Source organism: Enterovirga rhinocerotis, from assembly GCF_004363955.1.
In the GTDB taxonomy this organism is placed as follows: domain Bacteria; phylum Pseudomonadota; class Alphaproteobacteria; order Rhizobiales; family Beijerinckiaceae; genus Enterovirga; species Enterovirga rhinocerotis.
Window position 1 is genome coordinate 734,404 of record NZ_SNZR01000013.1, and the last position, 13,067, is coordinate 747,470.

The following is a 13,067-nucleotide window of genomic DNA, read 5'->3' on the forward strand; positions in this document are numbered from 1 at the left end:
GACGTCCGGAAAAATCCGGACGAAATCTGGGAGGGAACCTGTGTTGAAGACTTTGTTCGGGCGATCGACCGCGATCGCCGCCGCCTTCGCGGCCATCGTGATCGCCGCGCCCGTGAAGGCAGCCGAAAAGCTGATCTACGCCACCTATTTCTCGGACGTCTATTCCGCCAGCAAGACCGATTTGTGGTTCATGGCCGAAGTCGAGAAGCGCTCGAACGGCGAGATCACCTTCGAGAAGTACTGGAACCAGTCGCTGATGAGGGCGCCTGAGCTGTTCCCGGCCCTGCGCAGCGGCGCTGCCGACATCGTCGACGGTGCCCCGGCATCCTACAATGTCCGCGAATATCCGCTCGCCAACATCCTGATGCCGCTGACCTCGTCCAAGGCGGATGCGGTGACACTCGCCTGGAACAAGCTCTACGCGCAGAACGCCGATTTCCGGAAGGAATTCGAAAGCCGGGGTGCCAAGGTCCTCTACGCCACGGCCTGGGCGGAGAATTCGGCCTGGTCCCGGCGCCCGATCGCGAAGGTCGGAGATTTCAAGGGGCTGAAGGTTCGGGCCGTTCCCCCGATCGCCGAAGCCTATGCCGCCCTCGGCGCGACGCCGATCAGCATGACCTGGCCGGAAGGCCTCGAAGGATTGCAGCGCGGCGTCGTCGACGCGATGTCCGCGGCGCCCTTCGATTCCGGCGTCCTCGGCGGTGCTCCGGACGCGGCGAAGTATGGCAGCGATGTCGGCGGGATGGGGATCTTCTCCATGGCGACGGTCGCGATCAGCCTCGATCGCTACCGCAAGCTGAGCGAGAAGCACCGCAAGATCATCGACGAGGTGGCCGCCGAGGCACCGAAGAAGTCGATGGAGTTCAACGAAGCCAGCATCAATGGCGCCGTCGAGAAGCTTTGCGCGCGCAAGGACAAGGTCACGGTCAACGTGTTCCCGCCGGAGGAGGCCGAAAAGGTGCGCAAGGTCGCCTCGAGCCCGCTGCAGGAGGCCTGGATCAAGCGGGCCAAGTCGGAGGCCAAGGTCGACGGCAAGGCGATGCTGGACGAGTTCCTGGGCTATGTGCGCGAGTTCGAGAAGACCTCGACCTACGTGCCGGGCTTCGAGCGCTACCTGAAGACCTGCGGCTCGAAGGGCTGACGCCGTCTCATGGCCGGCGAGGGTGTCGAACCCTCGCCGGATTCTCCTGATCGCATCGAGGCAGACGCCATGACGGCCCTAGTCGAGAAAATCGAGCGAGGCTTGCTCGCTCTCAGCATCGTGAGCGGTTTCGCCACGCTCCTGATCATCGTCATCGTCACGGTGGATGTCGCCGGACGCTTCCTGTTCAACATGCCGTTCCACGGCGGTGTCGAGGCCAGCGAACTCCTGATGGTGGTGCTGGTCTTCTTCGGCCTCGCCGCCGCCCAGCAGCAGCGCCAGAACTATACGATCGAACTCCTGGTGCGGCATCTGCCGCCGCAGGCGCAGCGCGGTTTCGAGCTCGTCGGCTACCTCGTCTGCTTCGTGATCGTCGTGATGCTGGCCTGGCCGAGCACCAAGCAGGCGCTCTCGTCCTTCGAGCGCGGAGAAGCCGGTTTCGGCGTGGTGCCGTTCCCGCTCTGGCCGGCCCGGATCCTCCTCGCCGTCGGACTCTGGCTCCTGGCCGTCCAATTCCTCTGCGACATCTACCGGTTCTTCGCGGATCGCCCGCATCCGGCCGAGGCTGTCGACGCACCGAAGGTCTTCGAGTGATGCTGCACGACATGGGCCCCGGCCTCGCCATTATCGGCCTTCTGCTGATCCTCCTGCTCGCTCGCCTGCCCATCGCCTTCGCGCTCGCGGCAGCGGGCATCGCGGGCCTTCTGTGGACGCGGCCGGGGCGGGCGGTCGACTTCCTGCTGTCCACCTTCGCCTACGGTGCCACCGCGAATTTCGCCTATATCGTCCTGCCCCTGTTCCTCTTCATGGGGCAGATGGCCTTCTCGGCCGGGCTGTCGCGCTCGGCCTTCGATGCGGGCGAGAAATGGCTCGGGCGCGTGCCCGGGGGGCTCGCGGCGGCGACGGTCTTCGGCTGCGCCGCCTTCTCGACCATCTGCGGCTCGAGTGTCGCGACGGCCTCGACCATGGCCCGCGTCGCGCTGCCCGAGATGCTGAGCAAGGGCTATTCGCCTCGCCTCGCGGCGGGCTGCATCGCCGCCGGCGGCACGCTCGGCGTGCTCATCCCTCCGAGCGGCATCCTCGTGATCTATTCCATCGTCACGAACGTCTCGCTCGTGAAGCTCTTCTTGGCGGCCTTCGTGCCGGGCGTCCTCACCGCGATCATCTACGTGATCGGGATCATCGTCTGGGTGAAGCTCAAGCCCGAGATCGCGCCCCGGCCGGAGAACGAAGCCCCGCCCACCTGGGGGGAGCGGTTCGGCTCGCTCTTCCGGGCCTGGGAGCTGCTGCTCCTCTTCGCAGCCGTGATGGGCACGATCTATCTCGGTGTCGCGACGGCGACGGAAGCGGCGGCGATCGGAGCATTGTTCGCGCTGATCGCCGTTCTGCGGCGTCCCGGCCGCAAGGCGGCGGTGCTTCAGGGCCTGCGCGAGACGGGCACGGCGACCTGCTCGATCTTCGCCCTCGTGATCGGGGCCGGGCTGTTCAGCCTCGGGCTGTCGACCACGGGCCTGCCGACCCAGCTCGCCACGCTGGTCACGGGGCTCGAACTCTCCCAGACCGCCACCATCATCATCATCCTGCTGCCGTTCCTGTTCCTCGGCTGTTTCGTCGACGGCATCTCGATGGTCCTGATCATGATGCCGATCGTCTACCCGATCGTCGAATCGGTCGGGTTCAGCGGCATCCTGTTCGGATTGCTCGTCGTGAAGATGGTCGAGATCGGCGCCATCACGCCGCCGGTGGGTCTCAACGCCTTCGTCGTGAAGAGCATGGCGCCGAAGATCGAACTCAGGGACGTGTTCTACGGCTGCGTCCCGTTCGTGATCCTGGAGCTCCTGATCGTCGCGATGCTGATCGCCTTTCCCCAGATCTCCCTGTTCGCCGTGTCGGATTGAGGCGCGGGCCGGGTCGGCGAGGAGCACAACTCGGACCCGGCCCGCGGCTGCGGGCGGAGCGTCGGCGCAGGCCGTGCTCGCCCGCCGCCGCCCTCGGCGTGCGCCGAGGGCGCACGCTCCCAGCAACGCGGCTTGAGCCGATCAATCAGAAAATCAAACGAATGAATCAAACTTTTTTGTTTGCCCGTTCATAGCTCGTCGCTGCACATCCGGAGCAGGATCGGACGCCGCCGCGTGGCTTTGGCCGCGCCTGGCGAGGCCGAGCGGTGAGGAGTTGTGTCGATGACGAGCGATGCCAAGTCGTTCCGGAACGCTTTGGGAGCCTTCGCGACCGGCGTGACGATCGTGACCACGCGCGATCCCGAGGCCGGCGATGTCGGCATGACGGCCAACAGCTTCAATTCCGTCTCGCTCGATCCTCCCATGATCCTCTGGAGCCTCGGGAAAAGCTCGAGCAACATCGACACGTTCCGTCGGGCGGGATCCTTCGCCGTGCATGTCCTGGCGGCGCATCAGGCCGAGCTGTCGACGCGTTTCGCGACGCGCGGCGTGGACCGGTTTCAGGGCCTCGCCTTCGACCGGGGAGAGGACGGCACCCCGCTGCTGCGCGATTGCACGGCGCGGTTCGAGTGCCGGACCGCCTTCCAGCACGAGGGCGGCGACCATGTGATCTTCGTCGGCGAGGTGACGCGGTTCACGCATTCCCAGAGCCAGCCGCTGGCCTTCCACGGCGGAGATTATGCATGGGTCGTCAAGCGTGACCGGGACGAGCGATCCGACCCGACCGATGCCGGCAATCGGAGCCTCTCCCCCGTCGATCTCCTCTACCACATCGCCCGGGCCTATCATCACCTGCGCCACGACACGGTGCAGGAGCGTCTGCGGCTGGGCTGGAGCGAGGCGGAATACTTCACCATCGCCATGCTCAGCATGCACGGTCCGATGACCCTCCCGCAGCTCGCCGCCTCGGTCGAACACAGGGGGTACGGAGTGACCCGGGACGTGATCGACGCGCTGCGGCAGAGGGGCATGATCGAGGCGCCGCCGGCTGCGGAGGGCGAGACCTCTCTCGGTCTGACGGAGGCCGGCCGGGCGGCCTTCATCGAGGTCATCGCCATCGCGAAGGCAACGGAGGCGGATGCGACGGAAAGCTTCACGCCCGCCGAGGTGCAGTTGCTGAAGCGACTCCTGCAGAGGCTTCTGCCGGCCCAGGACGCGAGGGCGTCCGGATGGTCGGAGGCGGCCCGAACGTGACGCGCTAGGATCGGGACGGTCCGGGCGGCGGCTCGGGCGGCGGCTCGGGGGAGACGGCGATGCAGATCAATCTGAAGACGCTCGCGGCCTTCCTGTCGGTCGCCGAGACCGGCTCGTTCCGCAAGGCGGCCGACGTGGTGCGCCGATCGCAATCGGCGGTGTCGATGCAGATCAAGCAGCTCGAGGACCAGCTCGGCCTCGTGCTGTTCCATCGGACGACGCGCCGCGTTCAGCTGACCGCGGAAGGCGAAGTGCTGCTCGGCTCGGCTCGGCGCGCCCTCGCGGAGCTGAAGACCGGGCTCGAAAGCCTGCGCGAGGCGGCCGACATGCAGACCGGGCAATTGTCGCTCGGTTGCGTGCCGAGCGTCGCCGCGACCATGCTGCCGCCGATCCTCGCGCTCTATCAGCGCGACTTTCCCCGGATCAGGGTCACGTTGCGGGAACTGGCATCGGACGACCTGCTCCAGGCCGTCGCCCGGCGGGATGTCGAGTTCGGCATCGGGCCCGGCGTCGCCTGGGCGGGAGATTTCGCCTTCCGTCCCTTCGCCAGCGATCCGATCCTCGCGCTCGTGCCCAAGGCCTTCGACACGCCCGAGCGAGACGAGATCACGTTGGCCGATCTCGCCCGGCTGCCGGTGCTGATGTACTCGCGCTCGGCCGCTCTTCGCGGCAATCTCGAGCGGGAAATGGCCGCCCGCGGCCTCACCTTCGACATCCGCTACGAGATCCTTCACGCCCAGACCCTCGTCGCCTTCGCGCGGGCGGGGCTGGGAGTTGCCGTGCTGCCGAAGGTGACGGTGCCGCCGAGGCTCGGAAAGGGGCTGCGCGCGCTTCCGATCGTCGATCCGAGACTGGAGCGGTCGCTCGACATCATCACCCTGCGCGGCCAGGCCCTGTCGCCCGCCGCGCAGCGCCTGGCGGATCTCGTGGCGGCGCGGTTCGAGCGCAGGGATGCCGGCCGGGCCGGAACCGATCAGAGAAACTGACCAATCATTGAGATAAATGCATTTGCCACGAGGTCGCTGCCACGACTAGCTATTTCGGTTGCTTGCGACCTCGGTACGGCATGATGTGCCTCGCCCTGTTTCCGATCCTGATGAGGCGCCTATGCCCCGCCAAATGAAACTGATCGCCTTCATGCAGGCGCAGAATTGTTCCAACTATCCGGCCTCCTGGCGATACCCGTCGTCCGGGACTGACTGGCACGACAGCCGTTACTATCAGCGGATCGGCCGTATCCTGGAGGATGGAAAGTTTCATCTTGCGTTCTTCGACGACCGGCTGGCGATCCCGGACCGGTTCGGCGACGATTTCGCGCTCACCATCGAGCATGGCATTCGGGCCGCCAAGCTCGACCCGATGCTGACGGCGCTCACCATGGGCCTCGCGACCGAGAGGCTCGGCATCGGCTGCACCTACTCGACGACCTATTACGAGCCGTTCCACGTCGCGCGCTCCTTCGCCACCATGGACCTGCTCCTCGGCGGGCGCGCGGCCTGGAACGTCGTCACCTCGGTCAACAATTCGGAGGCCGCCAATTTCGGCCGCTCCGAGCATCTCGCGCACGATCTTCGCTACGACCGGGCCGACGAGTTCATGGAGGTCGTCCACGGCCACTGGGACAGCTGGGAGGACGACGCGATCCGCAACGACAAGGCGGAGGGGCTCTTCGCCGATCCGGCCAAGGTCCATCGGCTCGACCATGACGGGCGCTTCTTCAAGTCGCGCGGTCCGTTCACCGTGCCCCGTTCGAACCAGGGGCATCCCGTCATCATCCAGGCGGGACAGAGCGGGCGGGGCAAGACCTTCGCCTCGCGCTGGGGCGAACTGATCTTCGTGATCTATCCGAACCTCGCGGTCGGCCAGGCGTCCTACCGGGAGATGAAGGACCATCTCGCCAAGACCGGGCGCGAGACGACCGCGATCGCCCCGGCCGTGTATCCGATCGTCGGCGAGACGCAGGCCATGGCCGAAGACAAGCGCGCCCTGATCGAGAGCCTGGCGAAGCCGGCCGACGCGATGGCGCTGCTGTCCGAGGTGCTGAACTACGACCTGTCGGCCAAGGACCCCGACGAGGCCTTCTCGGCCGAAGAACTCGAGGCGATCAGCGGCATGCAGAACATCCGCGACCGGGCCGTGAAGATGTCGGGCAAGCCGAACCCGACCGTCGCGGAACTCGTGCGCGCGAGCGGTCGCGGCACGATCCGGGAACTCCCGGTCTTCGTCGGGACCGCGACCAGTGTCGCCGACCAGATGGAAGAATGGTTCACGACCGCGTGCGATGGCTTCGTGGTTTCGGCCACGCATTCGCCGGGTGCCTACGAGGACTTTGTTCGGCTCGTCGTGCCCGAATTGCAGCGACGCGGCATTTTTCAACGCGATTATGCTGGTTCGACCTTGCGCGAAAACCTGGGGCTTGCAAGGCCGGAGCGCGGCAGTTGGCGTAGGGCCGGCTGACGCCCGCGGCTCGGCCTCGGCCTCGCCGCGGGGATGACGTGACCAGGGCCGGCTCGGCGCAAAAGTCGCCGGGCCGAAGAACAGAACGGAGTGGGGAGGACATGATCGTGGTCGGAACGCGGCGGGCGGCGTTTGCCGTCGTGGCCGGAATGGCGGCATTGGTCGCCGTGCCAGATATCGCCCAGGCGGATGACGCCGTCGCCGCCTTTCCCAGCCGGTTCGTGCGGCTGGTCGTGGGCCAGGCCCCGGGCGGCACCACCGACGTCATCGCGCGGGCGATGGCAACCCGGCTCTCCGAGCGGTGGAAGCAGAACGTCATCGTCGAGAACATGGCCGGAGCGTCCGGAAATCTCGGCGCGCAGAACGTCGCGCGCGCCGAGCCCGACGGCTACACGCTGCTCATGACCTACGAAGGCTCGCAGGCCATGAACCCGCATGTGCTTCCGACCACGGCCTTCGATGCGGTGAAGGATTTCTCGCCCATCGCCACGGTGGCACGCGCGGGCTTCCTGCTCATCGCGTCGCCGAAGACGGGGATCGAGGACTTCGCGACGCTCGTGAAGCGCGCCCGCGCCGCTCCGGCGACGCTGACCTACGGCAGTGCGGGAGCCGGTTCGGCCAATCACCTCATCGGCGAGATGCTGCAATCGAAGGCCGGCATTCGTCTGCGCCACGTCCCGTATCGCGGCGCGCCGCAGGCCACGACGGACCTCATCGCGGGGCAGATCGATCTGGCCGTCGTCTCGATCCCCTCGATCATGGGCCAGGTCGCCGCCGGAACCGTGAGGGCGCTCGCCGTCACCAGCGCGGAGCGCTCCTCGGCGCTCCCCGATGTGCCGACCGCGGCCGAAGCGGGGGTCGCGGGCTTCGCCGTGACGCCCTGGTGGGGCATCCTCGCCCCGGCCAAGGCGGATCCTGCCCTGGTGCGCAAGATCGCCGACGACATCAACGCCATCCTCGCCGAGGACAGCATCAAGGCGACGTTCGGGAAGCTGGGCGCCGAGGTGTTCGTGACGACGTCGGCGCAATTCGGGGAACTGATGGCCGAGGACGTCCGGAAGTGGGGCGTGACCGTGAAGGAGATCGGCCTCAAATAGGCCGCCCTTCGATCTCGACGACGGACGCGGCCGTGGTGCCGTGCCTCCGCCGGGCGAGCGGGTCGGTCGACCCGCTCGCAGACCGCGTCATCCGACGATGACATAGACCTTGCGGATCGTCGTCTCGACGGTCCACACGCCGCCGGTATTCGGCGGGAAGAACACGGTGTCGCCGGCGCCAATGCGGATCTCGTCGCCGCTGTCCGGCTTGAACGTGCAGGTCCCGCTCAGCATGTGCATGACCTCGCCTTCCTTGACGTCCCGGCGGAAGGAGCCGGGGCTGCATTCCCAAAGCCCGGCGCGCTGGGAGATGGCGCCCAGGTCCAGGCTCTGGCCGCTCAGGCTGCAGGGCGGCTGGCTGATGGGTTTCGCGACATGGCCACGGTCTTCGGGCAGAGCGATCTGTGCGCTGCCCTTGATGATCTGGATGCTCGACATACGGTCTTGAACCTCTCTCGTCCTGTTTTCAGAGCTTCAGTCGGTCACGAATCCGGCCATAGGCGATGCGGGCCGCGGCGCCGATGGGCCAGAATGAGTGGAAGGGAAACGGCAGCAGGCCGGTGACGGGCATGGCAAGCTCCGCTCCCGGCGTGCCGGTGATGCGCCGGGCGATCTCGCTCCCCATGGCGGTCGCCATCGCGACGCCCCGGCCGTTATAGCCGAGCGCGGCGATGACCTGCGGCGCCGGTTCGTGAAAATGCGGGTAGTGATCGCGGGTGATTGCGATGCGGCCGTTCCAGCCATGCGTCCATGCGTGGCGTGACAGGCCCGGCCAGAGCTTGCGGGCATAGGTGCTGAGCGAGCCGAACGCCTCCGGCCCTTCGGCCGAATGCAGAACGCTCCGCCCTCCCATCAGGAGACGCCCCCCGTCGTCGACGCGGTAATAGGTCGTGATCGAGCCGATCTCGTAGACGGCGGGGCGCCCCGGCAGGATCGCGGAGCGGAGGTCCTCGTCCAGCGGCTCGCTCGCCACGATGCCGCTGAAGACCGGCACCACCGTCTTCCTCAGACCCGGCCAGAGATCGTCCGTGTAGCCGTTGGTCGCGAGGACCACCCAGTCCGCCGAGACCGAGCCTCCGGGCGTCGTGAGAAGCCAGCGGCCGTCCCGGCGGGACATCGACGAGACATGCGTCCGGCCATGGATCGCGGCGCCTTCGCGGATCGCGGCTTCGGCCAGTCCCCTCGCATAGGCCAGGGGATTGAGCGTGCCGCCGCGACGGTCGATCACCCCGTTGAGGTAGCGGTCGGTGCCCGTCGCGCGCGCCATCGCGTCGCGGTCGAGATAGTCGGTCGGGAGCGAGCGCGCGGCCCAGGCATCCGCCGTGCGCTGGATCGTGCCGGCGTCGCGCGGCGCGAAGGCGGCTCTCAGCGTGCCCGTCTGCTGCGCCGCGCATGCGATCGCGTGGTCGCGGATCAGCCGGAAGACCAGATCCGGGGCGCCGCCCGACAACGCGATCATGCGCCGGCCGAGCTCCGGTCCGAAGGTCCGTTCGATCTCGTCCGGCTCGGCCTTCAGGCCGGGATTGACCTGTCCGCCGTTCCGGCCGGAGGCGCCCCAGCCGGGCTCGTGGGTCTCGAGCACGACGGCGTCCACGCCGCGCAGCCGCAGATGGAGCGCGGCCGACAGGCCCGTGAAGCCGCCCCCGACGATCGCGACGTCGCAGCGCCTGTCCTGCGCCAGAGGCGGCGTCGGCGCGGCCGGGCCGGCCGTCTCGCGATAGAGGCTTGCCGGGAGTTCGGATCGGGAGGGGACGGACAAGGCGGTCATTCCCCCGCCGCGCGGGAATTGACCCAGATCACCTGGGTCAGGCCCGTTCCCGGATTGCCGAATTGATGCGGCCGGTTGCTGTCGAACGAGAAGCCGTCGCCCTCGCGCAACACATGGGTCTCGCCTTCGACGCACAGTTCCAGCACGCCTTTGACCACGATCCCGGCTTCGGCGCCGGAATGGGCGTAGGGCGCGCCGCCCGTCGAGCCGCCGGGCTCGATGGTGATCAGGTAGACGTCGAGCTTCGGATTGGGATGGGTCGGGGTGACGAGCTCCTTGGAGATCGAGGTGTCACGGAACGCGATCCGTCGCCGCGTCTCCCGGCGCTGCACGATCGCCTCGTCGTCATCGCTCTCGTCGAACAGACCGCTGAGCCTGACATTCAGCGCATTCGCGATGCGGACGAGCACGCGGACGGAGGCGGACGAGCGTCCGCGCTCGATCTGGCTGATGAAGCTGACGGAGAGCCCGGACCGCTCCGCGACATCCTTCAGCGACAGCTCTCGGGCCTTCCTGAGATGGCGGATACGCCGTCCCAGCTGCGCATCTGCGCCCGCGGCAGAATCGTCGTCGATCGGCTCCATGGACTCGATCTGCATGGCCGCGGGGCTCGTCACGATAGCCCGTCCGTTCGGTGATGCGCGATTGTCGGCATGGCTCGGCCCTCCGTGCCGCAGGCTCCCCAGGGGAGCACAAACGATCGGCGCGCGGTTGGTGAAAAATGCGGCGGCGAAGATTTTATTCTGAACATAATCTGCCTTGCAATTTCTTTTTCTAGCAGAAAGATTGGCGGCATGAGCAGCCCTCGCGAGCATGACGGCCTCCACCTCCGGTCCATCCACAAGTCCTTCGGGGCGGTGCGGGCCGTGGACGGCGTAGACCTAACGATCGCGGCTGGGGAGTTCGTCGCGTTCCTCGGGCCGAGCGGCTGCGGCAAGACGACGTTGCTGCGGATCATCGCGGGTTTCGACCGGGCCGATTCGGGCGAATTGCTGCTCGACGGCCGGGACATCGGCTCCCTGCAGCCCAACAGGCGCGACGTCGGGCTGGTGTTCCAGAACCTCGCCCTGTTTCCCCATCTCTCCGTCGCCGAGAATGTCGGCTTCGGCATGCGCATGCGCGGCCGCCCGGATCAGGAGATCCGGGCCAAGGTCGCCGAGATGCTGGAGATCGTCGATCTGTCGAGCTTCGGCGACCGGCGCATCCCGCAATTGTCCGGTGGGCAGAAGCAGCGCGTCGCCCTCGCGAGGGCGCTCGTTCTGCGTCCTGCCGTCCTCCTTCTGGACGAGCCGCTTTCCGCGCTGGACGCAAAACTGCGTCGTCAACTGCAGTCGGACCTCAAGGCGCTGCAGCGCGAGACCGCGACGACCTTCGTGTTCGTGACCCACGATCAGGAAGAGGCGCTCTCGATGGCGGACCGCGTCGCGGTCTTCAACCGGGGGCGGCTCGAGCAGGTCGGGGAGCCGGAGGCCTTGTATGCCCGGCCGCAGACGCGGTTCGTCGCGGAATTCGTGGGGGATGCGAACCTCCTCGGCGCGGACGATCTGGCCCGCTTCTCGGTCGGCGGCGGAGCCGACGAGCTGCTCATCGTGCGGCCCGAGCAATGCGCCATCGGCGAGGCGGCCGCGGGCCTGCCGGTGCAGCGGGACGCCGTGGTGACGATGCGGGAATTCGTCGGGCCGCATGCGCGCCTCAGGCTCGAGGTCGAGGGCTCCGGGGTGCGGTGGCTCGCCCTGTGCCCGGGCGTCGCGGCGACGGGCCTCGATGCCGGGGCGCGCACGCGGCTCGGCTTCGATCCATCCGCCTGCGCCAAGGTTCGGGCATGATCGGCTCCGGAACGCGCGCGCTGCTCTTTGCCCCGATGGGCCTCCTTCTGGCGGCCTTTCTGATGACCGTCGTCGGGCTGGTCCATTCCTCGGCGGCGCGGGGGCTCGCGGTCTATGTCGAGCTTCTGGGCGATCCCGGCATCCGCACGGTCCTCGTCCGCACGGTGATCATCGCCACGATCACGACGGCGGCCTGCGCCGTGCTCGGCTATCCGCTGGCGCTGTTCCTGTCGCGCAGCCGCAACCGCAATCTCTGGCTGATCCTCGTGATCTCGCCCTGGCTCGTCAGCATCGTGGTGCGGACCTTCGGCTGGATGGTGCTGCTGGGCTCGCGGGGGCTCGTCAACACCACGCTCCAGGCGGTCGGGGCGACCCCGTCCCCGATCAGGATCCTGTTCACGCCGACGGCGGTCGTCCTCGGCCTGACGCACGTCTTCCTGCCCTTCATGGTGATCGCCATCCTGTCGTCGCTGCTGCAACTGGACCGGCGCCTCGAAGAGGCGAGCCGCATCCTCGGCGCGACGCGCTGGCAGACCTTCCGGGCGGTGACGCTTCCCTTGTCCGTCCCCGGCCTGATCGGCGGGTGCTCCCTGGTGCTGTTGATGGCGACGGGCGCGATCGTGACGCCGCTTCTGCTTGGCGGCCTTCGTGACCGGATGCTGGGCACGCAGATCTACACGGAGGTCTTCCAGGTCTTCAATTTCGAGCGGGCCTCCGCCATGGCGGTGATCCTGCTCGCGACGGCCCTGATCCTCGTGATCCCGCTCCGGCTCGTCGAAGGCCGCATGCGCCGCCGCCTCGGAGCCGCCCGATGAGGACCAGCCTGCCCGTCCGCATCCTGGCGGCTCTCGTCCTCGTCTTCCTGCCGGCGCCGCTCATCATCGTCATCGGGGCGTCGTTCTCGCCCGGCGCGGTCCTGTCCTTCCCGCCGCCCGGCTTCTCGCTGCGCTGGTACGGAGAGGTGCTGGGCGATCACGGATGGGTGATGGCCTTTGTGGCGAGCGCGGGCATCGCCGCCGGCGCGGCCGTCGTGACGACGATCGCGGCGCTCGGGGCCGCGCTCGCGCTGGAACATGCCTCGCCGCGCACGCGCAGCATCGCCGAGACGATGATCCTGGCGCCGCTGCTCTTTCCCCATGCCGCCCTCGGCATCGCCTTCCTGAGCTGGCTCGTCGCGCTGCATGCCAACGGCACGATGATCGGCGTGTTCGTCTCCCACGTCATCCTGTGCGCACCCTTCGCCTACCGGCCGATCGCGGTCTCGCTGCATCAGATCGACCGATCCGTGGCGGAAGCCGCCGAGATCCTGGGCGCGAGCCCGTGGCGGACCATCACCACGGTGCTGATCCCGATGCTGCGGCCCGGTCTCGCCGCCGCGCTGATGTTCAGCTTCATCATCAGCTTCGACGAGGTCACGGTGACGATGTTCCTGGTCGGGCCCGAATTCTCGACGCTCCCGGTCAAGATCTACGGCCACCTCGCCGATAGCGCCGATCCGGTCGTCGCCGCGATCTCGACCATCCTGATCGCCATGACCGGAGGCATGATCCTGCTGCTCGATCGCGTCGTCGGCCTCGGCATCTTCGTCGACATCGAAGAAGACGCCCGCGGAAATGCCTGAGCTCG

Annotated in this window: 13 protein-coding genes; 10 read left to right on the top strand and 3 right to left on the bottom strand. The window is 67.6% G+C overall.

The features are described from left to right. Nucleotides 1-43: 43 nt before the first annotated feature. The 7 genes from dctP to EV668_RS15170 all read left to right on the top strand — a co-directional run bounded on the left by dctP (nucleotide 44) and on the right by EV668_RS15170 (nucleotide 7,847). Nucleotides 44-1,141: a TRAP transporter substrate-binding protein DctP gene (gene dctP, locus EV668_RS15140; RefSeq protein WP_133771413.1), complete on the top strand. Its 1,098-nt coding sequence runs from the start codon at nucleotides 44-46 to the stop codon at nucleotides 1,139-1,141. Nucleotides 1,142-1,243: 102 nt separating this feature from the next. Continuing rightward, a complete protein-coding gene (locus tag EV668_RS15145; protein WP_166652479.1) occupies nucleotides 1,244-1,735 on the top strand; it encodes a TRAP transporter small permease in 492 nt (163 codons plus the stop codon). Beyond that, nucleotides 1,735-3,039, top strand: coding sequence for a TRAP transporter large permease (locus EV668_RS15150; RefSeq protein WP_208111548.1), 1,305 nt, complete (start codon nucleotides 1,735-1,737; stop codon nucleotides 3,037-3,039). Before EV668_RS15145 ends, EV668_RS15150 begins: the two co-directional genes overlap by 1 nt. A gap of 282 nt (nucleotides 3,040-3,321) precedes the next feature. Next, nucleotides 3,322-4,293, top strand: coding sequence for a flavin reductase (locus tag EV668_RS15155; protein ID WP_133771417.1), 972 nt, complete (start codon nucleotides 3,322-3,324; stop codon nucleotides 4,291-4,293). Nucleotides 4,294-4,352: 59 nt separating this feature from the next. Then, nucleotides 4,353-5,279 carry a LysR family transcriptional regulator gene (locus EV668_RS15160; protein WP_133771419.1) on the top strand — a complete coding sequence of 309 codons (927 nt, stop codon included), beginning with the start codon at nucleotides 4,353-4,355 and terminating at the stop codon, nucleotides 5,277-5,279. 121 nt (nucleotides 5,280-5,400) lie between these two features. Next, nucleotides 5,401-6,750, top strand: coding sequence for an LLM class flavin-dependent oxidoreductase (locus EV668_RS15165; RefSeq protein WP_133771421.1), 1,350 nt, complete (start codon nucleotides 5,401-5,403; stop codon nucleotides 6,748-6,750). Nucleotides 6,751-6,851: 101 nt separating this feature from the next. Beyond that, nucleotides 6,852-7,847, top strand: coding sequence for a Bug family tripartite tricarboxylate transporter substrate binding protein (locus EV668_RS15170; RefSeq protein ID WP_133771423.1), 996 nt, complete (start codon nucleotides 6,852-6,854; stop codon nucleotides 7,845-7,847). 87 nt (nucleotides 7,848-7,934) lie between these two features. Here EV668_RS15170 and EV668_RS15175 read toward each other — a convergent pair whose 3' ends face one another. Genes EV668_RS15175 through EV668_RS15185 form a run of 3 tightly spaced genes read right to left on the bottom strand, consistent with a single transcriptional unit; the run spans nucleotide 7,935 to nucleotide 10,232 of the window. Further along, complete coding sequence (locus EV668_RS15175) at nucleotides 7,935-8,285, bottom strand: cupin domain-containing protein (RefSeq protein WP_133771425.1); 351 nt, start codon at nucleotides 8,283-8,285, stop codon at nucleotides 7,935-7,937. Between the two features lie 28 nt (nucleotides 8,286-8,313). Continuing rightward, the gene (locus EV668_RS15180) at nucleotides 8,314-9,615 is read right to left on the bottom strand and encodes an NAD(P)/FAD-dependent oxidoreductase (RefSeq protein WP_133771427.1); all 1,302 of its coding nucleotides are present in this window, start codon (nucleotides 9,613-9,615) and stop codon (nucleotides 8,314-8,316) included. Beyond that, complete coding sequence (locus tag EV668_RS15185) at nucleotides 9,612-10,232, bottom strand: helix-turn-helix domain-containing protein (RefSeq protein WP_166652480.1); 621 nt, start codon at nucleotides 10,230-10,232, stop codon at nucleotides 9,612-9,614. The genes EV668_RS15180 and EV668_RS15185 overlap by 4 nt, the downstream gene beginning before the upstream one ends. A 177-nt stretch (nucleotides 10,233-10,409) precedes the next feature. Here EV668_RS15185 and EV668_RS15190 point away from each other — a divergent pair, with 177 nt between their 5' ends. Genes EV668_RS15190 through EV668_RS15200 form a run of 3 tightly spaced genes read left to right on the top strand, consistent with a single transcriptional unit; the run spans nucleotide 10,410 to nucleotide 13,062 of the window. After that, nucleotides 10,410-11,441, top strand: a complete 1,032-nt coding sequence (locus EV668_RS15190; RefSeq protein ID WP_166652481.1) for an ABC transporter ATP-binding protein — start codon at nucleotides 10,410-10,412, stop codon at nucleotides 11,439-11,441. Beyond that, nucleotides 11,438-12,256, top strand: a complete 819-nt coding sequence (locus EV668_RS15195) for an ABC transporter permease (protein ID WP_133771431.1) — start codon at nucleotides 11,438-11,440, stop codon at nucleotides 12,254-12,256. Before EV668_RS15190 ends, EV668_RS15195 begins: the two co-directional genes overlap by 4 nt. Beyond that, complete coding sequence (locus EV668_RS15200) at nucleotides 12,253-13,062, top strand: ABC transporter permease (RefSeq protein WP_133771432.1); 810 nt, start codon at nucleotides 12,253-12,255, stop codon at nucleotides 13,060-13,062. The genes EV668_RS15195 and EV668_RS15200 overlap by 4 nt, the downstream gene beginning before the upstream one ends. Nucleotides 13,063-13,067 lie beyond the last annotated feature (5 nt).

Bases quoted from the DNA above. Each gene is read 5' to 3' on its own strand.
- EV668_RS15165 (WP_133771421.1), top strand. From the start codon at position 5,401: ATGCCCCGCCAAATGAAACTGATCGCCTTCATGCAGGCGCAGAATTGT.
- EV668_RS15160 (WP_133771419.1), top strand. From the start codon at position 4,353: ATGCAGATCAATCTGAAGACGCTCGCGGCCTTCCTGTCGGTCGCCGAG.
- EV668_RS15170 (WP_133771423.1), top strand. From the start codon at position 6,852: ATGATCGTGGTCGGAACGCGGCGGGCGGCGTTTGCCGTCGTGGCCGGA.
- EV668_RS15190 (WP_166652481.1), top strand. From the start codon at position 10,410: ATGAGCAGCCCTCGCGAGCATGACGGCCTCCACCTCCGGTCCATCCAC.
- EV668_RS15195 (WP_133771431.1), top strand. From the start codon at position 11,438: ATGATCGGCTCCGGAACGCGCGCGCTGCTCTTTGCCCCGATGGGCCTC.
- EV668_RS15200 (WP_133771432.1), top strand. From the start codon at position 12,253: ATGAGGACCAGCCTGCCCGTCCGCATCCTGGCGGCTCTCGTCCTCGTC.
- EV668_RS15150 (WP_208111548.1), top strand. From the start codon at position 1,735: ATGCTGCACGACATGGGCCCCGGCCTCGCCATTATCGGCCTTCTGCTG.
- EV668_RS15180 (WP_133771427.1), bottom strand. From the start codon at position 9,615: ATGACCGCCTTGTCCGTCCCCTCCCGATCCGAACTCCCGGCAAGCCTC.
- EV668_RS15155 (WP_133771417.1), top strand. From the start codon at position 3,322: ATGACGAGCGATGCCAAGTCGTTCCGGAACGCTTTGGGAGCCTTCGCG.
- EV668_RS15175 (WP_133771425.1), bottom strand. From the start codon at position 8,285: ATGTCGAGCATCCAGATCATCAAGGGCAGCGCACAGATCGCTCTGCCC.